Here is a 23,135-nt window from a genome sequence, read left to right on the forward strand (position 1 = left end):
GGGGCCGGCGCGTGCCATGCTGCTGGGTATGAACGACATGCAGACCAGTGCGGTGAACCCTTCGCCCCAGCAGGCGCTCATGGCGTTCCTGACGCACTGGCAGGGTCAGGAGTACCGCGCCATGGCGCTGTCCATGCCCGCGCGGGTGTTTCCCAGCGGGCGGCGCAGCGTGCGGCAGGTGCGCCGCGTGTACCCCGGCAGCCTGCGCGAGTTCAGTATTCTCGCGGCGCGCGACACGGACCCCGCCGCCACGAACATCGACGTGCAGATGCTCTGGCGCGAGCGGGGCGGCCTGGAGATGGGCCGCGTGCGCTACCGCATGGTGTACGTGAACGAGCACGACCAGCCCATCGCCCGTCACCACGAGGGCGGCGTGTGGAAGCCGTTCGCGACCTACACCCTGCCCGTGCCCCGGCCCCTGCGGGCCTGACCTGACCGGACGCAGGAAGCGGGGCGAGTCACACAGACCTGCCCCGCTTCCTGCGCTCCGCGTCCCGCTACCTATTCGACCCGGAAGGCGGCGGCGTCCCGCGCGGGGAGGCTCAGGTGCAGGTAGCCGCCGCTGACGCTGACCCTGGCGTTCTGCCCGGCGAACAGGGAAGGGGTGGCGGCCAGCGTCTTCCACTTCACGCCCAGCGAGGCGAGTTTCAGGGAGTACGTGCGGCGTTCGCGGCCGCCGTGCCACGTGGCCAGGACGGTCTGGCCGTTCAGCTGGCGGGTGAACAGCAGCAGGTCGCCGCTGAGGCTGTCAGGCGTGGGTAGCAGCGTCTGCGAGCCGCGACTCAGGGCGGGGCTGGCCCGGCGGGCGGCGACGGCGGCCTGGGTGGCGTCGAACACAGCGCGTTCCTCCGGGGTCCAGCTGTCCTCGAAGCGCATGTCGCGGCGGTTGTCGGGGTCGGGGCCGCCGCGCAGGGCGATCTCGGTGCCCTGCCAGATGACGGGCACGCCGCGCAGCGTCATCAGGGCGCGCAGGCCGTAGCGGGTGCGGTCGCGGCCCTCGTCCTCGAACAGGCTACCCTGCGCGAAACGGGGCACGTCGTGGTTGTCCAGGAACAGCGCGACCTCGCCGGGACGGGGCAGTTCGCCCTGGCGTTCCAGCACGGCCCGCACCGCACCGAGGCTCTGGCCGCCCATCACGCTGCGTTTCATGGCGTCTTGCAGACTGAACAGGAACAGGCTGTCGAATCCTGCCTTCTGCCAGTCCGCGACGGTGCCGGTGTCCGCGTCGAACCACTCGCCGAGCGTCCAGGTGCCGGCGGCTCGGTCAGCGGCCAGCAGGTCGTTCAGGAAGGGCCGCTCGACGTGCTTGATGGCATCGTAGCGGAAGGCATTCACGCCCTGCTCGCGCCAGAAGTCCGCGTTGCCCAGCAGCAGCTCACGCACCTGCGGGGTGCTCTGCCGCAGGTCCGGCAGGCCCGCCAGGGCGCAGTCCACGTCCTTGTTCGCTGTCGCGTCGCACTGGGCCTGGGTGTTGAACCACGCGGGGCGGAGCTTCACGGCGGCCGCCTCGTACCCGTAATGGTTGATGACCTGATCCAGCACCACGCGCATCCCGGCGCCCTGCGCGCCATCCACGAACGCCCGGAAGTCCGCCAGCGTCCCGAAATGCGGGTCCACCGCCCGGAAGTCCGCCGGCCAGTACCCGTGGTACGGCGCGGTCCCGAACGAGTTCACCGTCTGCTGCGCGTACACGGGCGTCAGCCACACGGCGGTCGCGCCCAGCCGCTGGATGTACGGCAGTTTCTGCGTGAGGCCCGCGAGGTCCCCGCCGTGCCACGCGCGCGGATCGGCGCGGTTGACCCCGGTATTGTTCCCGGCGTTTCCGTCGAAGAAGCGGTCCGGCATGACCTGATAGATCACCTGCCCCTCGAACGAGGACAGAGGGAGGGCCGTCTGCGCGCCCGACCCGCCCGCCAGGGAGGTCAGCAGCGCGCCCAGCAGGGCGAGGTGTCGCATGGCTGCATGGTATCGCTTCCAGCGATGGGGGGGATGGAGGATGGTTGAAGGTGGATGGGTGATGGTTGATGGAAGGTGCGCCCCGCGCCACTGCGCCTCACCGCGCCCCACCTTCCCAGGCCACGCACGGGAAAGGGGAGAGGTCGCCCCCTCCCCCACAACCCGCAATTCAGCTTCAGCCGGTGTTGCGGACTCCCGCCGCGATGCCCTGAATGCTCAGGAGCAGGGGACGTTCGAACTCGTCCAGGCCGCCGTCGGTGGCGCGGCTGCGGCGCAGCAGTTCCACCTGAATGCGGTGAATGGGGTCGATGTACGGGTTGCGCAGGCTGATGCTTTCTTTCAGGCGCGGCTCGCTTGCCATGAGGTCCGCACCGACGATCTGCTGCACCAGCGTGACCGTGTCGTGGTACGCGGCTTTCAGCATGACGGCCAGCGGGTGGTTCTGCTGGTCGTTCAGGCGCAGGTACTCGTCGAAGATCAGCGGGTCGCTCTTGGCGAGGCTCATCTGCGCGTTGTCCAGCACCGTCCGGAAGAACGGCCAGGAGGCGTACATCTCACGGGCGAGGTCCGGGCCGATCTCGTCCAGGCCGTCTTTCAGGCCGAACCAGCCGGGCAGGTTCGCGCGGTTTTGCGTCCAGCTCATGACCCACGGAATGGCGCGCAGGTTCCCCAGGGTGGGCGCGCCGGGGCGCCGCACGGGACGGGACGCGATGTTCAGGCGCGCAATCTCGTGAATGGGGGTCACGTTCTCGAAGAACGGCAGGAAGTCGCCGCTGTCCACGAGGTCACGGTACGCCTGCGCGCTGCGGCGGGCGGCGCGGCTCATGGCGTCCGTCCAGGCGGGGTTCAGGTTCCCCGCCGGGCGCGCCGCGGACAGCAGCAGGCCGTACAGCGCCTGCTCCAGGTTGCGGCGCGCCAGGACCGGGTGGCTGTACTTGTCGGCCAGCGCCTCGCCCTGCTCGGTGATGCGCAGGCCCGCGTCGATGGTCCCGGCCGGCTGGCCCAGGATGGCGCGGCTGGCCGGGCCGCCCCCACGCCCGATACTGGTGCCCCGCCCGTGGAAGAAGCGCCAGCGGACGCCCGCCCGGCGGCACACGTCACTGATGTTCCGCTGCGCCTCGTGCAGCGCCCAGTTCGCCGCGAGGAACCCGGCGTCCTTGTTGCTGTCGCTGTAGCCCAGCATGATCTCCTGCACGCTGTCGCCCAGCACTGCGCGGTACTCGGGCAGCGAGAGTAGTTCCCACACGACCTGCGGCGCGCGGGTCAGGTCGTCCAGCGTCTCGAACAGCGGCACGGGCAGGATCGCCAGCCCCACCTCGCGCGCCAGCAGCAGCGGCTCGAGCACGTCACTGACACTTTCCGCCATGCTGATCACGTACCGCCCGAACGCGCGCGGCCCGGCCAGCGCCACGGCGCGCTGCACCTCACGGATCGGGCCGATCGCCGTTTCCAGTGTGTCCGTCAGGGCCTCCCCGGCCGGCCACAGCGGGCGGCGCGACCGCAGCTCGCGGGTCAGCAGTTCCAGGCGGGCGTGCTCCGGCAGGCCCAGGTAATCGGCCTCCACGCCCGCCGCGCTCAGCAGTTCCGCGACGGCCGCGCCCGTCTGCCCGCTGTGCTCACGGACGTCCAGGCTCACCAGATGCTGCCCGAACACCCGCGCGACCGTCAGCAGCGGCGAGAGCAGCTGATCGGCCGTGCGGCGCTGCCCGTCCGCGATCAGCCGGGCCGACAGCGCCTCCAGGCGCGGCACGAGGTCCACGTTCTGCCCGTCCCGCACCGCGTTATGCAGCGCCTGCAATTCCGCGCGGTACGCTTCGTGCCCCTCATCCTCCTGACTGAGGTCCGCGAAAGCCTCGCGGATGCCGCCCAGCAGCACCTCACGCGCCCGCTCCCGGTGCAGTTCCAGCGCCTCACGGGTCGCTTCCGGCGTCACGAACGGGTTCCCGTCGCGGTCACCGCCCATCCAGGACGAGAAACTCAGCGGCAGTGTGGCCTCCGTGTCCCGCCCGAACGCCTCACGGAACGCGCCGCGCAGGTCACGCTGCAACTCCGGCAGCGCCTGCGCGATGTTCGTGATGTAGTTCAGGCCACCCTTCACCTCGTCCAGCACGGTCGGTTTCAGCCGGCGCAGTTCCGGCGTGTTCCACATGGCCTCCACGTGCGCCGTGATCCGCTGCGCCTCCGGCCCGTCGATCCCGCCGGCACTCAGGCCCGGAATGGCCTGCGCCACCTGCACCAGATGGTTGCGGATGGTCCGCCGCCGCATCTCGGTCGGGTGCGCCGTGAACGTCAGGCCCAGATCCAACCGCGCCAGGAGCGCCTCGACCTCCCCGGCACTCAGGCCCTGCTCCTTCAGGTCCAGCACCGCCTGCTTCAGGCTCTGCGGGCGCACGCCCGTCGCGCCCTGAAGGACCCGCACCCGCTCGTACTCCTCAGCCAGATTCACCAGCTGGAAGTACCACGTGAACGCCCGCGCCAGATTCCCCGCGTCCTCACCGGACAGGCCCGCCAGCATCGCCTGCAACTCCCGGTCGTCGCCGCCCGCGCGGACCTCGCGGACCAGCGCCCGCGTCCGCTCGACCAGATCAAAGAACGCCTCGCCTTCCTGTTCCTTCAGAACCTGACCGAGCGTGCGGCCCAGCAGGTTCACGTCACTTCGAATGCTCATCGGTTACCTCGGTTGCAGAGAGTGGGCGCGCGGCAGAGTTCCAGCGTGGCCGCCTTCACGCCTCTTCCACGTAACGGTACCGTTCCACACCCACCGCCCGCCCCGCCTCTATCTGGACAAAGACGCCGTTCAGTTCCGCCGGGCCGTCCGCCGCGCCGTACCGGTGCGGGCGCTCGGTCACGAAGCGCTCGATCGGGCCGTGCGGGTCACTCCCGATGATCGACTCGTACGGCCCCGTGAACCCCGCGTCCGCCTGGAACGCCGTGCCGCCCGGCAGGATCCGCGTATCCGCCGTGGGTACGTGCGTGTGCGTGCCGATCACGGCCGCCACCCGCCCGTCCAGGTACCGCGCCATGCCCTGCTTCTCGCTGGTCGCCTCGGCATGGAAATCCACGAACACGCTGCCCAGATCATCGCGTTCCAGCAGCGTATCCATCGCCCGGAACGGATTATCCACCGCCTCCATGAACACCCGCCCCAGCAGGTTCACGACCGTCAGGCGCTCCGTGCCCTGCGCGGTCTTCACGTCGAAGGACCGCCAGCCCACGCCCGGCGTACCCGGATCGCTGTAATTCAGGGGCCGCACAATCGGGTACTTCCCCTCATCCTGCATCAGCACATAGATGTCCTTGTGATGCCACGCGTGATTCCCCAGCGTCAGGCAGTGCGCCCCGGCCCGCAGCGCGCCGTCCGCCGCCTCGCGGTGCATCCCGAAACCACCCGCCGCGTTCTCCATGTTCACCACGATGAAATCCGCCCGCGAACGAAGCGACGGCAGGTGCGACCCCAGCACCCGCCGCCCCGGCGAAGCGAACACATCCCCCACAAACAACAACCTGATCATGACGCGCAGGCTAGCGCGCTTTGCCGGTAAGCCGGGCGGGGCAGTCCAGGCCCGTAACGCCCTGGTAATGCGGGGCGCGCACGCTGCGGGCAGGAGGCGGTAATCATGACGAGAATCCTGGTCACGACGGACGGTAGCGAACTGGGTCACGCGGCGCTGGGGCACGCGCAGGCCCTGGCGGGAGCGGCGCACGCGGCGGTGACGGTGCTGTGCGTGCAGGCGGACCCGGCGGTGCTGGTGGGTGAGTTCGCGTACGTGCCGCCGGTGGACCCCGCCGAGTTCGCCGCGCAGACCCGTGAACTGCACGCCGACCTGCAGGCGCGGGTGACGGAGGCCCGCGTGCGGGTGGAACCGGCGGGAGGTCGCACGCTGGTGCGCGCCATCCTGGATGTGGCGCGCGAGGAGAATGCCGCGCTGATCGTCATGAGTACCCACGGGCGGGGCGGGCTGGGCCGGGCGTTGCTGGGCAGCGTGGCCGAGGCGGTCGCGCACCACGCGCCGGTGCCCGTGATGCTGGTCCGTGCGGGGCAGACTCCGGCTGTGTGGGCGGCCACGGAACCGGACCGCCCGGCGGCGCGGCACACGCCCACCGCGTAAGCGGCGGCGGGCCGGGGGCGCGCGGGTCGGTGTCAGCTTACCGTTGCCCGCGCGGCCGTTCGGTACACTGGCGCGTTATGCCGCGTGTCCCCGTTAAACCCGAAGTGATGAGTCCCGTGGGCGGTGAGGCCCAGTTGCGCGCCGCCGTCGAGGCCGGCGCGGACGCCGTGTTCTTTGGCGTGAATCCCGCCCGTGATCAGGTGGGCCGCGCCGGCCGGGCCGATGGGGCGGGCTTTCACGCGCGCGCCAAGGTGGGCTTCGAGCTCGAAGCCCTGCCGGAGATCATGTCCGGGCTGCACGCGCGGGGTGTGCAGGGGTTTGTGACGTTCAACGTGCTGGTGTTCGACCGGGAACTGCGGCAGGCCGAGGCGCAACTGATCGCGCTGGCCGAGGCGGGCGTGGACGCGCTGATCGTGCAGGATCACGGGGTGGCGCGGCTGGCGCAGCAGATCTGCCCGGACCTGCCCATTCACGGCAGCACGCAGATGAGCATCACGTCCGCCGAGGGCGCGGAACTCGCGCGGCGCTTCGGCGCTAGCCGCGTGGTGCTGGGCCGCGAACTGAGCCTGCTGGACATCGAACGCATCGCGAACCAGACGGACATTGAACTGGAGACCTTCGTGCACGGCGCGCTGTGCGTCAGTTACTCCGGGCAGTGCTTCTCCAGTGAAGCCTGGGGTGGGCGCAGCGCGAACCGTGGGCAGTGCGCGCAGGCCTGCCGCCTGCCGTACGACCTGTTCGTGGACGGCCTGCAACGCGACCTGGGCGACGCCCGCTACCTGCTGTCGCCCGGTGACCTGTACGCGCTGCATCAGGTGCCGGACCTCGTGCGGATCGGCGTGGACTGCCTGAAGATCGAGGGCCGCTACAAGGACGCCGAGTTCGTCGCCCTGACCACCGCCGCGTACCGCAAGGCCGTGGATGAAGCCTGGGCGGGCCTGCCGCTGAGCGTCACCCGGCAGGAAGAGCAGGACCTGGAGCAAGTGTACTCGCGCGGGCTGGCGCCGCACTTCATGGCCGGCACGAACCATCAGACGGTCGTGCGTGGCCGCGCCCCCCGCCACCGGGGCGTGCGGGTGGGCACCGTGCGCGGCGTGACCGAGCGCGGCGTGCTGGCCGAACTGAGTGAGCCCCTGAAACCCGGCGACGGACTGGTGTTCGACCCGGCCAACTGGCGCGCCCCCGAGGGCCGCGAGGAGGGCGGCTTCCTGTACGGCCTGTGGCAGGAAGGCCAGCAGCTGGACGACGCGGCCCTGGCCCGCGTGCGGCCGGGCGGCGTGTACGAACTGCGCTTCGGGCGCGGCGCCGTCGATGGCCGCCGCGTGCGCGAGGGCGACCCGGTCTGGCGCACCCAGGACCCCACGCTGGCCGCGCGCGTCAGACCGCTGGTCGAGGCGGCCGACCCGGTGTACACCCGCCCGGTCACGGCGCACTTCATGGGGCACGTGGGCTTCCCGCCCGCCCTGACCCTGACCGATGAGCACGGCCACAGCGTCACCGCGACCCTGCCGGACGCGCTGGGCGAGGCCCGCAACCGCGCGCTGGACGCGGCGGGCCTGCGTGAGCAACTGGGTAAACTGGGCGGCACGCCGTTCCACCTTCAGGATCTGACCACCGACCTCAGCGGCGCGGGGTTCCTGCCGATCAGCGCCCTGAACGCCCTGCGCCGCGACGCGGCCGCGCAACTGACCGACCTGCGCGCCCAGGCGCCCGAGCGCCGCACGGCGCCCCGCCTGGACAGCGCCCTGGCCGCCCTGCCCCGCGCGGACCGCGCGCCCGCCGACCACACCCCGAGGCTGCACGTGCTTGTCCGCACGCCCGAACAGCTGGACGCCGCGCTGGAGCAGCGCCCGGACTCCATCACGCTGGATTACCTGGAACTGTACGGCCTGAAACCCAGCGTGGAACGCGTGCGGGCTGCCGGTATTCCCGTGCGGGTCGCCAGCCCCCGCATCCTGAAACCCACCGAGCAGAACCTCCAGAAGTTCCTGCAATCCCTGAACGCGGGCATTCTGGTCCGCAGCGGCGGCCTGCTCGAAGGCCTGCAGGAGCAGCGCGGGCCGGAGTCGGGGGGGCAGGAGTCGGGCGGGGCGGAACTGACCGGCGACTTCAGCCTGAACGCCGCGAATGTCCTGACCACCCGCGCGCTGCTGGACCTGGGATTGAGCCGCCTGACGCCCACCCACGACCTGAACGCGCAGCAGATCACGGAACTCGCCGGACTGGTCGGCGGGCAGCACCTGGAAGTCATCGCGTACGGACACCTGCCGGTCTTCCATACCGAGCACTGCGTGTTCTGCCGCTTCCTGAGCAGCGGCACCGACTACACCAACTGCGGGCACCCCTGCGAGACGCACAGGGTCGCCCTGCGCGACGAACGCGGCCACACCCACCCGGTCATGGCGGATGTCGGCTGCCGCAACACTGTGTTCGAGGGCCGCCCGCAGGTGGCCGCGCCGCACCTAGGTGAGTGGCAGCGCGCCGGTATCCGCGACCTGCGCCTGGAATTCGTGCACGAAACGCCGCAGCAGGTCACGGGCGTCATCGAGGCTCACCGCGCGTTCCTGGCGGGCGCGCTATCGGCAGCCGGGCTTCAGGACACCCTGGACGCCCTGTCTGCCAGGGCCGGCGTGACCGAGGGCAGCCTGTTCGTGCCGCACGACTTCGGCACGCTGGACGCCCTGCCGGTCCTGTAAACCCTGCCCGGCTGACCCGGGTCTGACCGGCCTGCGACTCTTCAGGAACGATGAACGGGCCGTTCGGGCCGCCGCTGCCACCAGACGCGCCTTCCACCCGGTGGGGGAGGCGCGGTTCTCATGTCGGGTCTCATCCGCATTCCGGCCGGTTCTGTACGCTGGGTCATGACCCCACAGGCGCATCCGGTGAAGGTGGAAAGACACGACGTGTCGGCACGTTGCCATTACACCAATACCGGCGCGAGGGCCGTCCACACCTACCGCGAGACGCCGTTCGGGCTGTTCGTAGCGCGAGATTTTCATGCGCACCCCCGCATCCGGCACTGGCAGGCGCACCTGTTGCCCGCCCTGAACCTCGTGGTGTGCCGCTACGATTTTCACGGTCGGCGCGAACACGACTATTACCTGGACGTGGCCGACATCACCCGCCACGGCGACGTGTGGCACGTGCGGGACCTGTACCTGGACCTGATCGTGCACGACGGCCTGATGGCCGAGATTGCCGACACCGACGAACTGCTCGCCGCGCGCGAGGCCGGGTACCTGACCGAAACCGAGATGCACCGCGCGGTCGCCATCGCGCACACGGCGCTGTCCGGGCTGGGTCGCGCCCGGTATGTGCTGCCCGACTGGCTGGCCCGCCGCGACCTGCACCTGCACTGGTGCGACGCGGCCGCCCTCGCCTGATCCGGACGCGGCCTGAACGGCTGCCCACGCGAACCTGTGTCCCGTGAGGGTGGCCGGGCCGGGTATCTTCCGGGGCATGCCGACCGACCCGCCCGCCGATGCCCAGGCCCGACTGGAAGCTGCTCTGCCCGCCGCGCTGGAGCGGATCCGGCAGACGCCCGGCGTGCTGGGCGCGTTGTGGTGCGGCAGCGCCGCGCGCGGCGAGGCGAACGCGCACAGCGACCTGGATTTCCATGTGCTGGTGGAAGGCGACCGGCGCTGGCGGGCGAATTACGTGGTGGACGGCGTGCCGGTCGAGGCGTTTCACAACCCGGCGCGCAAGGTCCGGGCGATGTTCGCGACCGCGCAGGGCGACACCATCACCATGTTCGCCGAGGGCCGCGTCCTGCTGCCGCACCCGGAACTGGACGCCCTGGTGGCCGAGGCCCGCGCCCTGCACGCCGCCGGTCCCGCCCCGCGCCCCCCGACGGGGCAGGAACGCTTCCGGCTGATCGAGGAGGTCATGGACGCCCGCGCCCTGGCCGACGCGGGCGACCCGCTGCACGTGCTGCTGGCCTGCCACGCGGCGGAACTGGCCCTGGAAGGCCTGTTCGGCATGCGCGGCTGGTGGCGGGTCAAGCCCCAGCGCTGGCTGCCCACGTTGCAGGAGCGGGACCCGGCCGCCGCCCACGACCTGCGCACGTTGCTGACCACCCCGGACGCCCACACGCGGCAATCGGCGCTGGAAGCCCTGGCCGTCCGCGTGACCGGCGACCTGACGTACCAGGAAGGCGGCAGCGAACCGGTGCTGGTGCCATAGTGCCGGTGTCATACGGATTCCGTTTATTCCGCTCGGATTGAACGGCTTTATAAGCCATTCAATCGGAGTCCGTATCATAGGGGCTGGTGCCCTGAGCCGGGGCTGCCCGCAGGACGCGTGGGCTAAGGTTTCCGTCAGAGCCGCCCCGGTACGCTGCCCGGCATGATCGAGGTCAGTGGGTACACCAAACGCTACGGGCGGCACGAGGCCGTCAGCGACCTGAGTTTCAACGTGCAGCCCGGCGCGGTGTTCGGCCTGCTGGGCAGCAACGGGGCAGGGAAGACCACTACCATCCGCGCGCTCGTCGGCCTGACCCGCCCCACGAGCGGCACGGTGCGCGTGCAGGGCTTCGACGTCTGGAAGGACCCCATCAGGGCCAAGGCGGCGTTCGGGTACATCCCGGACCGCCCGTACCTGTACGGCAAACTGACGGCGCGCGAACTGCTGCGCTTCGTGGCCCAGCTGTACAGGGTGGACGGTGCCGACGCCGGGATCGACCGCTGGCTGGAGTTCTTCCGCCTGACCGACTTCGGGAACGAACTGATCGAGACGTACTCGCACGGCATGCGGCAGAAGGTCGCCATCATCGCCGCGCTGCTGCCCGACCCGCCCGTGCTGATCGTGGACGAACCCATGGTGGGCCTCGACCCGCACGCCGCGCGGCAGGTGCGTGAACTGTTCCGCGCGCACGCCGACCGGGGACGCACGGTGCTGCTCACCACGCACTCGCTGCCGCTGGCCGAGGCGGTATGCGACCGACTGGTCGTGCTGGACCGCGGCAAGGTGCTGGGTCAGGGCACCATGGACGACCTGCGCGCCCGCACCGGCACCGAGGCCGGAGGCGTGCACGGCGACAGTCTGGAACGCATCTTCTTCCGCCTGATCGAGGAGGAACAGGCCGAGGCGCAGGCCCACGCCGAACACCAGACCGGAGCGGCGGAACGCGCGTGACCACCGCTCCCAGTCCGGCCCCCACTCCCGCCCCGGCGTCTGCGCGCCCACCGGCCCGGCCCAGCCTGCTGCGCGTGAAACTGCTGTCCCTGCGGCACACCCTGCAACGCGGTCCGAAATGGGGGTACGCGCTGGTCGGCACGCTCGCCGCGCTGCTGGTCGTGGCCGAGGTGATCGGCACCTGGCGGGCGCTGACCTTCCTGGCCACCTTCGGGGACATCGGCCTGAACGTCTTTTCCCGCGTGCTGGAAATCGGCCTGATCACCCTCGCCAGCGGCGTCACCTTCAGCGCCACCACCGCCGCCATCAGTACCCTGTACCTCAGTGACGACCTGAACTTCCTGCTCACGCAGCCCGTCCCCACCTGGCGGGTGTTCGCCCTGAAGGTCAGCGAGACATTCCTGAACGCCGCGCTCGTCCCGGTGTTCCTGACGCTGCCGCTGCTGCTGACCGTCGCCGCGTACTTCCACGCGCCCGTCTGGGCGTACCCGGTCATGCTGCTGGCCGACCTGCTGGTGTTCGCCGCGCCCGTCGGACTGGGCGCGCTGCTGGCCGTCGCCCTGATGCGCTTCGCGCCGGTCGGCCGGGTCCGCGAGGTCAGCACCGCGCTGGGCGTGCTGATCAGCGCCGGACTGGTGTACGCCATCCGCGCCCTGCGCCCCGAGGTGCTGGTCCAGAAACTCCAGGACCCCAGCAAGGTCGAGGCGTTGCTGCGTGACTTCGCCGGGCCGTCCAGCCCGCTGCTGCCGCCCTCCTGGGCCGCGCAGGGCATCTGGCAGGCCGCGCACGGTCACCTCGCCGCGCCGCTGCTGCCGCTGCTGCTGCTGACGGGCACGCTGCTGCTCGGCGCGACCCTGCTCGCCACGAAGGCCTACCAGGAAGGCTGGGCACGTGCCCTGGACTCCAGCACCCCCCGCCTGGACCCCACCCCCCGCCGCGCCGGACGCACCGAACGCCTGCTGAACCGCCTCGGCCCCGGCGGCGCGCTGGCCGCCAAGGACCTGCGCGTCACGCTGCGCGACCCCACCCAGTGGAGCCAGCTGCTCGTCGTCGTCGCGCTGGCCGGCGTGTACCTCGTCAGCGTCAAGGCCGTGCCCATCCCGGTGCCGCAGTTCCGGGGCATCCTCGGGTACATCCAGCTGGCCTTCCAGGGGTTCATCATCGCCGGGATCGCCGTGCGCCTCGCCTTCCCCGCCGTGTCCACCGAGGCGCGGGCGTACTGGCTGCTGCGCACCGCGCCCATCGACCCGCGCCAGATCGTCCTCAGCAAGTTCCTGGGCGTGCTGCCCGTCACGCTCACGGTCGGCCTCGTCATGGGTGTCGCCAGCGCCCTGAGCATGAGCCTCGGCCCCACCCTGCTGCTGCTCAGCGTACTCGTCAGCGTCAGCAACGCCTTCGTCATCACCGCGCTCGGCGTCGGCCTGGGCGCCGCCGCCCCCAAATTCGACGCCGACAACCCCGCCGAGATCGGCGTCAGCCCCGGCGGCCTCGCCTTCATGGGCCTCAGCCTCGCGTACTCGGTGCTGTGCCTGCTGCTGCTCGCCCGGCCCGCCGCCGGCAGCGTCCTGCGCCCCGACCTGTACCCCGGTTACAGCGCCCTGACCACCCCGGAAGGCATCCTGGGATTGATCGGACTGGCACTGGCGACCATCCTCGGCACGTACCTCAGCCTCCGCACCGGCTGGCAACGCCTCGACCGGCTGGAATAGCCGTCAGTCAGGGCCGGTGCGCGGCGCCCGCCCCGACCACCGTGTGCCAGCGCCGCACCTCCCAGGTGCCCACCAGTCCGCCCAGCACGTACGGGTCCGTGCGGGCGAACAGCTCGGCGGCGTCCGGGGTGTCGCCCTGGAACAGCAGGGCGGCGCCGTCCACCGGGTCGGCCAGCGCGCCCCCCAGCAGCAGGTCGCCCCGGTCGGCGGCGGCCTGCGCGTGCGCGAGGTGCGCCGCCCGCAGCGGTTCGCGCCGCGTGACGTAGTCGGGGACGAGGTCGCGGTACAGCAGCAGGAAGTGCATGCGGGCAGTGTACCGGGGGGTGGAAACGGACGTGCGCCGCCCTGTGGCTGGGCGGCGCACGGTCCTGACGGTTCGGTTCAGTCCTTGACGAGTTCGATGTCGGCCAGTTCGCTGATGGGCAGGCCCCACTTGTTCATCGCGTCGAAGAAGGGATCGGGGTCGAGCTGCTCGACGTTCCACACGCCGGGCTGCATCCACTCGCCCTGGAGCATCAGCATCGCGCCGATCATGGCGGGCACGCCGGTGGTGTAGCTGACGCCCTGCGCCTGCACCTCGCGGTAGCAGTCGGCGTGGTCCTTGACGTTGTACACGAAGTGCACCTTGGGCTGGCCGTCCTTGCCGATGCCCTTGGCCTGCACGCCGATGCAGGTCTGGCCGCTGTACCCGGCGGCAAGGCTTTCGGGGGCGGGGAGGACGGCTTTCAGGAACTCGATCGGGGCGACTTTCATGCCGCGGAAGTCGATGGGTTCGATGCTGGTCATGCCGATGCCTTCGAGGACGTTCAGGTGCTTGATGTACGCCTCGCCGAAGGTCATCCAGAAGCGGGCGCGCTTGATGGTCGGGAAGTGCTTGACGAGGGACTCGAGTTCCTCGTGGTACAGCACGAAGCTCTTGCGGGTGGCGACTTTGGGGTAGTAGATGTCCTGGCTGATTTCCAGGGGCTGGGTTTCGACCCACTGGCCGTTTTCCCAGTAGCGGCCGTTGGCGGTGATCTCGCGGATGTTGATTTCCGGGTTGAAGTTCGTGGCGAAGGCCTTGCCGTGGTTGCCGTTGTTGCAGTCCACGATGTCCAGGTAGTGGATTTCCTGGAAGTGGTGCTTGGCGTGGTGCGCGGTGAACGCCTGGGTGGCGCCGGGGTCGAAGCCGCAGCCGAGCAGCGCCATCAGGCCCTTCTCCCTGAAGCGGTCCTGGTACGCCCACTGCCAGGAGTACTCGAACTTGGCGACGTCCTTGGGTTCGTAGTTGGCGGTGTCCAGGTAGTGCACGCCGGTTTCCAGGCAGGCGTCCATGATGGTCAGGTCCTGGTAGGGCAGGGCGACGTTGATGACCATCACGGGTCCGAAGTCGTTGATCAGCTTGACCAGTTCCGGGACGTTGTCGGCGTCGACGGTGGCGGTGGTGAACACGGCCCGGCTGTCAGGCATGTGCTCCTTGATTTCGGCGACGATCTTGTCGGCCTTGGCGACGGTGCGCGTGGCGATCAGCACTTGGGTGAAGACGCTGTCGTTCTGGGCGCATTTCTTGGCGACGACGTTGGCGACGCCGCCCGCTCCGATGATGATGACCTTGCTCATGGGCGCATCTTACCGTGCCGGGTGTGGCCGGCTGGTCAGGGTAGGGTGTGGGGCGTGAGCAAGCGTCCCGGCCAGATCAGTCAGAAAGACCAGTCCCGTCAGAAAGCCGCGCAGTCCCAGCCGTCGGCCCGGCAGCGGTCTTCATCCCGGCAGGCCGTGTCGGCTGCGCCGGGTGGGGTGCGGGAGGTCACGCCGGAGATGCGGGCACGCACGGCCCGCACGTTCGGGCTGGTGATTCTGGGCTTCGTGGCGGGAATCGCGTTGATGGTGGCGGTCCTGTCGGCGCAGGGGCGCGCGCTGCGGGAGTACGCGGTGCGGGTGCAGACGGCGGTGCTGGCGACCGGGCCGTCCGTGAACGTGTCGTACGGGCAGCCGTGCGTGGACGCGCTGCCGGGGGCGTTGCCGTCCGGGGTGCTGTCGTGTGACGTGCAGGTCAGCAGCGGGCAGGTGTCGGTGCTGATGCAGCTGGAGCGTGACCGTGAGTTCCGGCTGGCGCCGAAAGCGGCCGCCGCGCCGTGAGGCTGGGCTGTCAGGCAGGACTGGTCGGCATTCACGCCGGGTGCCAATCAGGGTGAGGCGGGGCTTGACTCTTGCCTTAGTATTCCCTCACGCTATTGAGAAGCCTTCCTATTAAGGTAGGAGGGTTCAGCGTCCACCCACCCACTCCCGGTCCCCGCAGCGGCCCCTGCCCCCCAGGCGCCCATCCACACAGGAGAGCACCATGCCCGACCAGAAAGACACCGTCTACGCGCCTAACGAGTCCGCCGACATGAAAACCACCGCCCCCCAGGCCCCCCAGGGACGCCTGACCAACCACTCCGGCAACGCCGCCCCCAGCAACACCAACAGCCTCACCGCCGGCGAGCGCGGCCCCGTGCTGCTGCAGGACTGGCACCTGCTCGAACGCATGGCGCACTTCAACCGCGAGCGCGTCCCCGAGCGCGTCGTGCACGCCAAGGGTAGCGGCGCGTTCGGTACCTTCCGCGTCACGCGCGCCATCCCGGAACTGACGGCCGCAGGGCTCTTCCAGAAGGAAGGCGCCGAGTGCCGCATGCTGGCCCGCTTCAGCACCGTCGCCGGTGAACGCGGCTTCCCCGACACCGTCCGCGACCCGCGCGGCTTCGCGCTGAAGTTCTACACCGAGGACGGCAACTGGGACATGGTCGGCAACAACACGCCGATCTTCTTCGTGCGTGACGCCATCAAATTCCAGGACTTCATCCACAGCCAGAAACGCCACCCGGTCACGGGACGGCGCAGCAACGCCATGCAGTTCGACTTCTGGGGCCTGCGCCCCGAGAGCCTGCATCAGGTCATGTACCTGTTCGGCGACCGTGGCCTGCCCCGCTCCTACCGCTTCATGAACGGCTACTCCAGCCACACGTACAGCCTCTGGAACGAGCAGGGCGAACGCTTCTACGTCAAGTGGCACTTCCACAGCCAGCAGGGCGTGCAGAACCTCACCGAGGACCTCGCCGCGAAGATCGCCTCCGAGAACAGCGACTACCACTTCCAGGACCTGTTCGACGCCATCGACCAGGGCGACTACCCCAAGTGGACCGTCAGCATCCAGGTCATGCCCGAGGCGGACGCCGAGACGTACCACATCAACCCCTTCGACCTCACCAAGGTCTGGCCGCACGCCGACTACCCCCTGATGCAGGTCGGGGAGTTCGAACTGAACGAGAACCCCCAGAACTACTTCGCCGAGATCGAGCAGGCCGCCTTCGAGCCCAGCAACATGCCGCGCGGCTTCGGTGCCAGCCCCGACAAGATGCTCCAGGCCCGCCTCATGAGCTACGCCGACGCCCACCGCTACCGCATCGGCATCAACTACGCCGCGCTGCCCGTGAACAAGGCCGCCTGTCCCGTCATGACCTACCACCGTGACGGCCAGACGCGCTTCGACGGGAACTTCGGCGGTACGCCCGTGTACGAACCCAACTCGTACGGCGGCCCCGACGTGCCCGCGGACACCCTGCAGGAACCCCCCATGCCGCTGGGCAGCATGGCCGACCGCTTCGGCTGGCCCGAGGACGACGCCGACCTGTACGGCCAGCCCCGCGAGCTGTACCGCGTCATGAGCGAAGGCGAACGCGGCCGCCTCGCCATGAACTTCGCCGGAGCCCTGGCGGGCGTGCCCGACTTCATCGTGGACCGCTTCGTGGGCCACCTGGAGAAAGTCTCGGCCGAACTGTCCAGCGGCGTCCGCGACGGCATCGCCAAGAAACGCGCCATAGCCAAACCCGAACTGACCGACCTGCTGACCGAAACGCACACCCACGCGGCCGGCGGCGACCAGAAACCCCAGATGGCCGTCAGCGCCGACGACTGATCCGCAGCCCGGATTGACAGGCCCGCGCGGCCTCCCGATCCGGTCCTGATACGGATTCCGTTTGTTTCGTTAACAGATCGGAACACCACCGATCTGTTAACTCCACGTCCGGAACCCGTTTTGCTCCCACTCGCTCCGCTCGAATTGAATGGCTTTATAAGCCATTCAATCGGAGTCCGTATGAGCAAGCGACAGCAAGATCAGACAGCACAGAGGTGGACCCTGGGTGAAAGCCCGGAGGTCCACCTCTGTGCTGTCTGCCGTTCTGTTCCGCTGTTGCTGCGAGCCTCTCCCTACAGTCTGCCCGGCTGCCGGAGCACGTCCTGCACGCCTTTTTCCTGCGCCTGCACGCGCGCGCTGCCGGGCCGGGCGGGTTTTTCTTTCTCCCAGTGCGGGCGCAGGGCCTCTGTTGTGGTCATTCTCGCTTTGCGTTTCTTCAGAAAGGCTTCATACTGAGGTGAATCAACCGTAACTCACAGTTCCGTCATTCACCTGAACGCTGCTCAGGACCGCTTTACAGGGAAGTTTCACGTGCCGGGGCATACCCGGCAAGGGGGAGAACGTGTTTCCAGCTGCATTCGATTACATCCGCGCCCACTCAGCAGAGGAGGCCCTGGCCGCGCTCGCGCAGCATGGCGCCGAGGCCCGCATCCTGGCCGGCGGGCAGAGCCTGATTCCTGCCATGCGCCTGCGACTCGCCCGCCCGGCCGTGCTGGTCGACCTGGGTGGCGTGAAGGACCTGGGCTACCTACATGAGGAAGGCGGCGAACTGCGCGTCGGCGCCATGACCCGCGACGTGACCCTGGAACGCAACGCGAACGTCCGCGCCCGCTACAGCCTCCTGACCGACACCGGCGCTGTCGTGGCCGACCCGGTCGTGCGCTGCCTGGGCACGGTTGTCGGCAGCCTGTGCCACAGCGACCCCAGCGGCGACTGGGGCGCGGCGGCCCTGGCCGCGCGCGCCGTGATGGTCGCCCGCAGCGCCAGCGGCGAACGCCTGATCCCCATCGACGAGTTCCTGGTGGACTCCTTCCAGACCTCGCTGGAAGAGGGTGAACTGGCCGTCGAGGTGCGCTTCCCCACGCCGGACGGCCGCACGCACGGCTCGTACCAGAAGATCGAGCGCAAGGTCGGCGATTACGCCACCGCCGCCGCCGCCGTGCAGATCACGCTGGGCGAGGACGGCCGCGTCACGCACGCCGGGGTCGCCCTGACCGCTGCGGGCCCCCGCCCGGTGCGTGTGGACGCCGCCGAGAAACTACTGCTGGGCCAACTGCTGACCGAGGACGTCATCCGCGCCGCCAGCGAGGAAGCCCGCGCCGTCAGTGACCCGTTTGCGGACACGCGCGGCAGCGTGGAGTACAAGAAAGACATGGCCCGCGTGCTCGTCGCGCGCGGCCTTCGCGCCAGCGCCGCCCGCCTGGGCACGGGAGTGACCGCATGACCGCCACCGAAACCACCGACACCGCCCTGCGCACCGTGACCCTCAAGGTGAACGGGCAGAACATCCGCCAGGAAGTCGAACCCCGCACCCTGCTTGCCTACGCCCTGCGTGACGCCGGCCTGAAAGGCACGCACGTCGGCTGCGACACCTCCTCGTGCGGCTGCTGCGTCGTGCTGATCGACGGCGACACGCCCGCCAAGTCCTGCACCATGTTCGCCGTGCAGGCCGAAGGGCACGAGATCACCACCGTCGAGGGCCTCGGCAGCCCCGGCGACCTGCACCCCCTGCAACAGGCCTTCTGGGACCAGCACGGCCTGCAGTGCGGGTACTGCACGCCCGGCATGCTCATGACCGCCAAGGCCATGCTTGGGCACAACCCGGACCCCACCGACCAGGAAGTCCGCGAGTTCCTGAGCGGCAACCTGTGCCGCTGCACCGGCTACAACAACATCGTCAAGGCCGTGCAGCAGGCCGCGCGCGTCATGCGCGACGAGGCGCAGGCGCAGGCCCTGGCCGGCATGGTCCCCACTCCCAGCACCGGCACCGCCGAAGGAGGAGCGCAGTGAGCATCGAAACCGACGCCGCGAACAACGCCGGCCCGCAGACCCTGACCATGGGCAAGAGCATGAAACGCAAGGAAGACCCCCGCTTCCTGACCGGGAACGGCAACTACGTGGACGACATGCGCCTGCCCGGCATGCTGTACATGGCCATCGTGCACAGCCCCTACCCGCACGCGAACATCAAGGGGATCGACAAGACGGCCGCGCTGGCCATGCCCGGCGTGAAGGCCGTCATCACCGGCGAGGACCTCGTGGCCGCGTCGCTGGCGTGGCTGCCTACCTTCCACGGCTTCGACAAGCAGATGGTCCTGGCCGTCGGGAAGGTCCTGTTCCAGCATCAGGAAGTCGCGGCCGTGTTCGCCGAGACCCGCGAGGCCGCCCGCGACGCCGCCGAACTGGTCGACGTGGACTACGAACCCCTCGACCCGGTCATCAGTCCCTTCGACTCCATGAAAGACGAGATCATCCTGCGCGACGACCGCGAGGACAAGACCAACCACATCTACCACTGGGACAGCGGCGACAAGGACGGCACCCAGACCGCGCTGGACGACTCCGAGGTCGTGGTCACCGAGCGCATCTACGCGCCCCGCTGCCACCCCGCCCCGCTGGAACCCTGCGGCTGCGTCGCGCAGTTCGACGCCATGGGCCGCCTGCACTTCTGGGTGACCAGTCAGGCGCCGCACGTGTACCGCACCGCCATCTCGCTCGTGACCGGCATCCCCGAGGACAAGATCCGCGTGATCTCCCCGGACATCGGCGGCGGCTTCGGTAACAAGGTCCCGGTGTACCCCGGCTACGTGTGCGCCATCGTGGGCGCCCTGATCCTCAAGACGCCCGTCAAGTGGATCGAGACCCGCACCGAGAACCTCACCACCACCGGCTTCGCCCGCGACTACCACATGGACGTCACCATCGGCGCGAAGAAGGACGGCACCGTCACCGCCCTGAAAGTCAAGACCGTCGCCGACCACGGCGCGTTCGACGCGGCCGCCGACCCCAGCAAGTACCCGGCCGGAATGTTCGGCGTCGTGACCGGCAGTTACCAGTTCCCGGTCGCGTTCGCGGAACTCGATGCGTATTTCACGAACAAGGCGCCGGGCGGCGTCGCGTACCGCTGCTCGTTCCGCGTGACCGAAGCCAGTTACGCCATCGAGCGCGGCATGGACATCCTGGCGCAAAAACTCACCATGGACCCCGCCGAACTGCGCCGCAAGAACTTCGTGCGCAAGGACCAGTTCCCGTACGACAGCGCCCTGGGCTTCACGTACGACAGCGGCGACTACGAAGGCACCATGGACAAGGCCCTGAACCAGATCGGGTACGCCGAACTGCGCCGCGAACAGGTCGAGAAACGCGCCCGTGGCGAGTACATGGGCATCGGCATCAGCACCTTCACCGAGGTCGTCGGCGCCGGACCCAGCAAGCACTTCGACATCCTGGGCATCAAGATGTTCGACAGCGCCGAGATCCGCATTCACCCCACCGGGACCGGCATCATCCGCACCGGCACGAAAAGCCAGGGCCAGGGCCACGAAACCACCTGGGCGCAGATCGTCGCCGAGGAACTCGGCCTGGACCCCCAGAACCTGCTGGTCGAGGAAGGCGACACCGACACCGCCCCCTACGGCCTGGGCACCTACGCCAGCCGCAGCACCCCGGTCGCCGGAGCTGCGCTGGCCCTCGCCGCCCGCCGCGTGCGCGAGAAAGCCAAGAAAGTCGCCGCGCACCTGCTGGAAGCCGCGACTGAAGACATCGAATGGGTCGAGCATAAATTCCAGGTGATGGGTGCCCCCAGCCGCAGCGTCACCATGAAAGAAGTCGCATTCGCGGCGTACACCAACCCCGGCGAGGGCAACGAACCCGGCCTGGAAGCCAGCCTGTACTACGACCCGCCCAACATGACCTTCCCGCACGGCGCGTACATCGCCGTCGTGGACGTCGACGCCGAGACCGGCGAGGTCAAGGTCCGCCGCTTCCTCGCCATCGACGACTGCGGCACCGTCATCAACCCCATGATCGTCGAGGGACAGGTGCACGGCGGCCTCACTGAGGGCTTCGCCATCGCCTTCATGCAGGAAATCCCCTACGACGAACAGGGCAACAACATGGCCCCGAACTTCATGGAGTACCTGATCCCCACCAGCGTCGAAGCGCCCGTCTGGGAGACCGGCAGCACCGTCACGCCCAGCCCCCACCACCCCATCGGCGCCAAGGGCGTCGGCGAGAGCCCCAACGTCGGCAGTCCCGCCGCGTTCGTGAACGCCGTCATGGACGCCCTGTCGCCCCTGGGTGTCACGCACATCGACATGCCCCTGACCCGCGAGAAAGTCTGGAAGGCCATCCGCAACGCAGAAGCCGCCGCCGCGAGCGACTGACCCCTCCGGCCCTGCGGGCCACCTCCCCTTAGAGGGGAGGCTGAAACTGAAGTGGCTCCCCTTAAAGGGGAGCTGTCACCGCAGGTGACTGAGGGGTTGCAGGTGACCCAGGAGTTGCCCCCGACATCGACCTTCTTCCCCCGCCCCTCACCGGGCGGGTGTATCCATTGGAGACCGTATGACGAGGATTCCGTCTGTTTCGTTACCAACCCGGAAGGGCGCCGGGTTGCCAACTCCACGCCCGGAACCCTCTTTGCTCCTTCTCGCTCCGCTCGGATTGATCGGTTTTTACAAACCGTTCAATTGGAGACCGTATGACCCCTGATCCCCAGCGTCCCACCGGGGACACCGAATTCATTCCCGACCTGCCCGAACGGCTGGCATGTCTGGCGCGCGAGGGTGCGTCGGCGGTCGTGGCGACGGTCGTGTCGCGCCGCGCGCCCGTGTCGGCGCAGGTGGGCGATAAGGCCCTGATTCACGCGGACGGTCGCATGGAGGGCTTCGTGGGCGGCGCTTGTTCCCGCGAGATCGTGCGGCGGCAGGCACTGCTGGCGTTGCAGGGCGGGCAGGCGCGGCTGGTGCGGATCGTGCCGGGCGCCGCGCCGGACGCCGAGCACGCCTTCGCCGAGCGGGTCACGGTGCCCATGAACTGCGCGTCGGAAGGGGAGAGCGAGGTGTTCCTGGAACCGCTGCTGCCGCCGCGCCTGCTGATCGTGGTGGGCCACACGCCGGTCGCGCGGGCCATCTCTGCGCACGCTGGCCTGATGGGTGACCGCGTGTGGCGCGTGCTGGACGACGACGAGGTGGCGGACGAGCCGGACGCCGTGCCGCTGGGCACCCTGACCGCCCGCCTGTCGGCCCTGCCTGCCGCGCAGCGCGCGCGGGTGCGCAGCGTCGTGGCCTCGCAGGGACATTACGACGAGACGGCAATCGAGGCGTTGCTGCGCGCCCAGCCGAACCCGGTGGGCCTGCTGGCCAGCCCGAAACGCGCCGCGAACGTCCGCGAGACGCTGGCCATGCTGAGCTCCTTCGGGGAGGCGGACCTGGGCCGCATCCGTGCGCCCGTGGGCCTGAACGTGGGCGCCCGCACCCCGCACGAGGTGGCGCTGAGCGTGCTGGCAGAACTGGTGCAGCTGGACCGGCAGGCGTCCGGGCCGACCCGATCAGTGTCTGAGCAGCTCCCGGCCGTGCCCGCCGCGCCCACTGCTGAACCGTCACCTGCGCCACCCACGCTGCTGGCGCAGGTGATGGACCTGCCTGCCCTGACCGTCCTGAACGCCGCACCTACCGCCCCGGCAGAGGCGGGCAGCGCCGTGGACCCGGTGTGCGGCATGACCGTCACCCTCCCGGCCCGGCATACTGCCGAACTGGACGGGCAGACGTACGCCTTCTGTTGCCCGCACTGCAAGGCCCGCTTCCTGAAAGACCCGGCGCGCTACCTGACGGCCTGAGCGCGGCGTTCAGCGGCGGTTCGTCTTGCCGAACAGGCCGTCCACGGGTGCCGGGGCCACTGCCTGCCCGATCAGGTTCAGGATCTCTGCGAGGGTCAGGGTGAACACGCCCGCCTCACCCCGGTCGGCGGCCTCGCGCCACTGGCGGTAACCGCTGTCGTCGGCGGGCAGCGGTCCGCCCGTCCCGATCAGCTCCAGCACGCTGGCACGCAGGGCGTCCGCGGTGACCGGGGCGTGGCCCAGTTGCGGTTGCACGCCGCCCCGCAGGTGCGGGTTCCCCAGTCGCAACCCGTCCAGCGCCACGTGCAGCACCGTGCCGGTCGGTTCGTCGTCGCGGCGCAGGATCAGCACGGTGCTCGTGTCCTCGCCGGGGCGGGTGCGGTACGTCCAGCGTTGACCGGCCTGAAAGTTGGCGTGAACATCGGGAGTCGTCATGGGACGCAGCGTAGCGGGCGGCC

General features: G+C 69.5%; 20 protein-coding genes. 13 read left to right on the forward strand and 7 right to left on the reverse strand.

What is annotated here, in order from left to right:
- Positions 1 to 28: 28 nt before the first annotated feature.
- On the forward strand, positions 29 to 430 hold the full coding sequence (locus M8445_RS09255) for a hypothetical protein (RefSeq protein WP_273987486.1): 402 nt from the start codon (positions 29 to 31) through the stop codon (positions 428 to 430).
- Positions 431 to 501: 71 nt separating this feature from the next.
- Here M8445_RS09255 and M8445_RS09260 read toward each other — a convergent pair whose 3' ends face one another.
- From M8445_RS09260 to M8445_RS09270, 3 genes are all read right to left on the reverse strand, one after another.
- Complete coding sequence (locus tag M8445_RS09260) at positions 502 to 1,956, reverse strand: alpha-amylase family glycosyl hydrolase (RefSeq protein WP_273987487.1); 1,455 nt, start codon at positions 1,954 to 1,956, stop codon at positions 502 to 504.
- A 175-nt stretch (positions 1,957 to 2,131) separates the two neighbouring features.
- Positions 2,132 to 4,624, reverse strand: coding sequence for a phosphoenolpyruvate carboxylase (locus tag M8445_RS09265; RefSeq protein WP_273987488.1), 2,493 nt, complete (start codon positions 4,622 to 4,624; stop codon positions 2,132 to 2,134).
- A gap of 55 nt (positions 4,625 to 4,679) precedes the next feature.
- Positions 4,680 to 5,468: a TIGR00282 family metallophosphoesterase gene (locus M8445_RS09270; RefSeq protein ID WP_273987489.1), complete on the reverse strand. Its 789-nt coding sequence runs from the start codon at positions 5,466 to 5,468 to the stop codon at positions 4,680 to 4,682.
- 105 nt (positions 5,469 to 5,573) lie between these two features.
- Between M8445_RS09270 and M8445_RS09275 the strand changes: the two genes are divergently transcribed.
- The 6 genes from M8445_RS09275 to M8445_RS09300 all read left to right on the forward strand — a co-directional run bounded on the left by M8445_RS09275 (position 5,574) and on the right by M8445_RS09300 (position 12,907).
- Complete coding sequence (locus M8445_RS09275) at positions 5,574 to 6,065, forward strand: universal stress protein (RefSeq protein ID WP_273987490.1); 492 nt, start codon at positions 5,574 to 5,576, stop codon at positions 6,063 to 6,065.
- A 77-nt stretch (positions 6,066 to 6,142) separates the two neighbouring features.
- On the forward strand, positions 6,143 to 8,761 hold the full coding sequence (locus M8445_RS09280; protein ID WP_273987491.1) for a U32 family peptidase: 2,619 nt from the start codon (positions 6,143 to 6,145) through the stop codon (positions 8,759 to 8,761).
- Positions 8,762 to 8,926: 165 nt separating this feature from the next.
- A complete protein-coding gene (locus M8445_RS09285) occupies positions 8,927 to 9,448 on the forward strand; it encodes a DUF402 domain-containing protein (protein ID WP_273987492.1) in 522 nt (173 codons plus the stop codon).
- A 76-nt stretch (positions 9,449 to 9,524) separates the two neighbouring features.
- Positions 9,525 to 10,247 carry a nucleotidyltransferase domain-containing protein gene (locus M8445_RS09290; RefSeq protein ID WP_273987493.1) on the forward strand — a complete coding sequence of 241 codons (723 nt, stop codon included), beginning with the start codon at positions 9,525 to 9,527 and terminating at the stop codon, positions 10,245 to 10,247.
- A gap of 162 nt (positions 10,248 to 10,409) precedes the next feature.
- Complete coding sequence (locus M8445_RS09295) at positions 10,410 to 11,198, forward strand: ABC transporter ATP-binding protein (protein ID WP_273987494.1); 789 nt, start codon at positions 10,410 to 10,412, stop codon at positions 11,196 to 11,198.
- The gene (locus M8445_RS09300; protein WP_273987495.1) at positions 11,195 to 12,907 is read left to right on the forward strand and encodes a putative ABC transporter permease subunit; all 1,713 of its coding nucleotides are present in this window, start codon (positions 11,195 to 11,197) and stop codon (positions 12,905 to 12,907) included. The genes M8445_RS09295 and M8445_RS09300 overlap by 4 nt, the downstream gene beginning before the upstream one ends.
- Before the next feature lie 7 nt (positions 12,908 to 12,914).
- Here the strand turns inward: M8445_RS09300 and M8445_RS09305 are convergent, their stop codons facing one another.
- Positions 12,915 to 13,211: a YciI-like protein gene (locus M8445_RS09305; RefSeq protein WP_273987496.1), complete on the reverse strand. Its 297-nt coding sequence runs from the start codon at positions 13,209 to 13,211 to the stop codon at positions 12,915 to 12,917.
- Positions 13,212 to 13,288: 77 nt separating this feature from the next.
- Positions 13,289 to 14,506, reverse strand: coding sequence for a saccharopine dehydrogenase family protein (locus M8445_RS09310; protein ID WP_273987497.1), 1,218 nt, complete (start codon positions 14,504 to 14,506; stop codon positions 13,289 to 13,291).
- A gap of 54 nt (positions 14,507 to 14,560) precedes the next feature.
- On the opposite strand from M8445_RS09310, the gene M8445_RS09315 reads away from it, so the two are divergent.
- A complete protein-coding gene (locus M8445_RS09315) occupies positions 14,561 to 15,025 on the forward strand; it encodes a hypothetical protein (RefSeq protein WP_273987498.1) in 465 nt (154 codons plus the stop codon).
- 202 nt (positions 15,026 to 15,227) lie between these two features.
- Entirely contained in the window at positions 15,228 to 16,841 is a 1,614-nt protein-coding gene (locus tag M8445_RS09320; protein ID WP_273987499.1) for a catalase, read from the forward strand.
- A gap of 293 nt (positions 16,842 to 17,134) precedes the next feature.
- On the opposite strand, the gene M8445_RS09325 is transcribed toward M8445_RS09320, so the two are convergent.
- Entirely contained in the window at positions 17,135 to 17,260 is a 126-nt protein-coding gene (locus M8445_RS09325; protein WP_273987500.1) for a hypothetical protein, read from the reverse strand.
- A gap of 143 nt (positions 17,261 to 17,403) precedes the next feature.
- Between M8445_RS09325 and M8445_RS09330 the strand changes: the two genes are divergently transcribed.
- The 4 genes from M8445_RS09330 to M8445_RS09345 all read left to right on the forward strand — a co-directional run bounded on the left by M8445_RS09330 (position 17,404) and on the right by M8445_RS09345 (position 22,677).
- Entirely contained in the window at positions 17,404 to 18,285 is an 882-nt protein-coding gene (locus M8445_RS09330) for an FAD binding domain-containing protein (RefSeq protein WP_273987501.1), read from the forward strand.
- On the forward strand, positions 18,282 to 18,851 hold the full coding sequence (locus tag M8445_RS09335; protein WP_273987502.1) for a (2Fe-2S)-binding protein: 570 nt from the start codon (positions 18,282 to 18,284) through the stop codon (positions 18,849 to 18,851). The genes M8445_RS09330 and M8445_RS09335 overlap by 4 nt, the downstream gene beginning before the upstream one ends.
- Positions 18,848 to 21,226, forward strand: a complete 2,379-nt coding sequence (locus M8445_RS09340; protein WP_273987503.1) for an aerobic carbon-monoxide dehydrogenase large subunit — start codon at positions 18,848 to 18,850, stop codon at positions 21,224 to 21,226. Before M8445_RS09335 ends, M8445_RS09340 begins: the two co-directional genes overlap by 4 nt.
- A gap of 314 nt (positions 21,227 to 21,540) precedes the next feature.
- On the forward strand, positions 21,541 to 22,677 hold the full coding sequence (locus M8445_RS09345) for an XdhC family protein (protein WP_273987504.1): 1,137 nt from the start codon (positions 21,541 to 21,543) through the stop codon (positions 22,675 to 22,677).
- Between the two features lie 9 nt (positions 22,678 to 22,686).
- On the opposite strand, the gene M8445_RS09350 is transcribed toward M8445_RS09345, so the two are convergent.
- Positions 22,687 to 23,112: a hypothetical protein gene (locus M8445_RS09350; RefSeq protein ID WP_273987505.1), complete on the reverse strand. Its 426-nt coding sequence runs from the start codon at positions 23,110 to 23,112 to the stop codon at positions 22,687 to 22,689.
- Between the last annotated feature and the right edge of the window lie 23 nt (positions 23,113 to 23,135).

It is taken from the genome of Deinococcus aquaticus (genome assembly GCF_028622095.1).
Classification (GTDB): Bacteria; Deinococcota; Deinococci; order Deinococcales; family Deinococcaceae; genus Deinococcus; species Deinococcus aquaticus.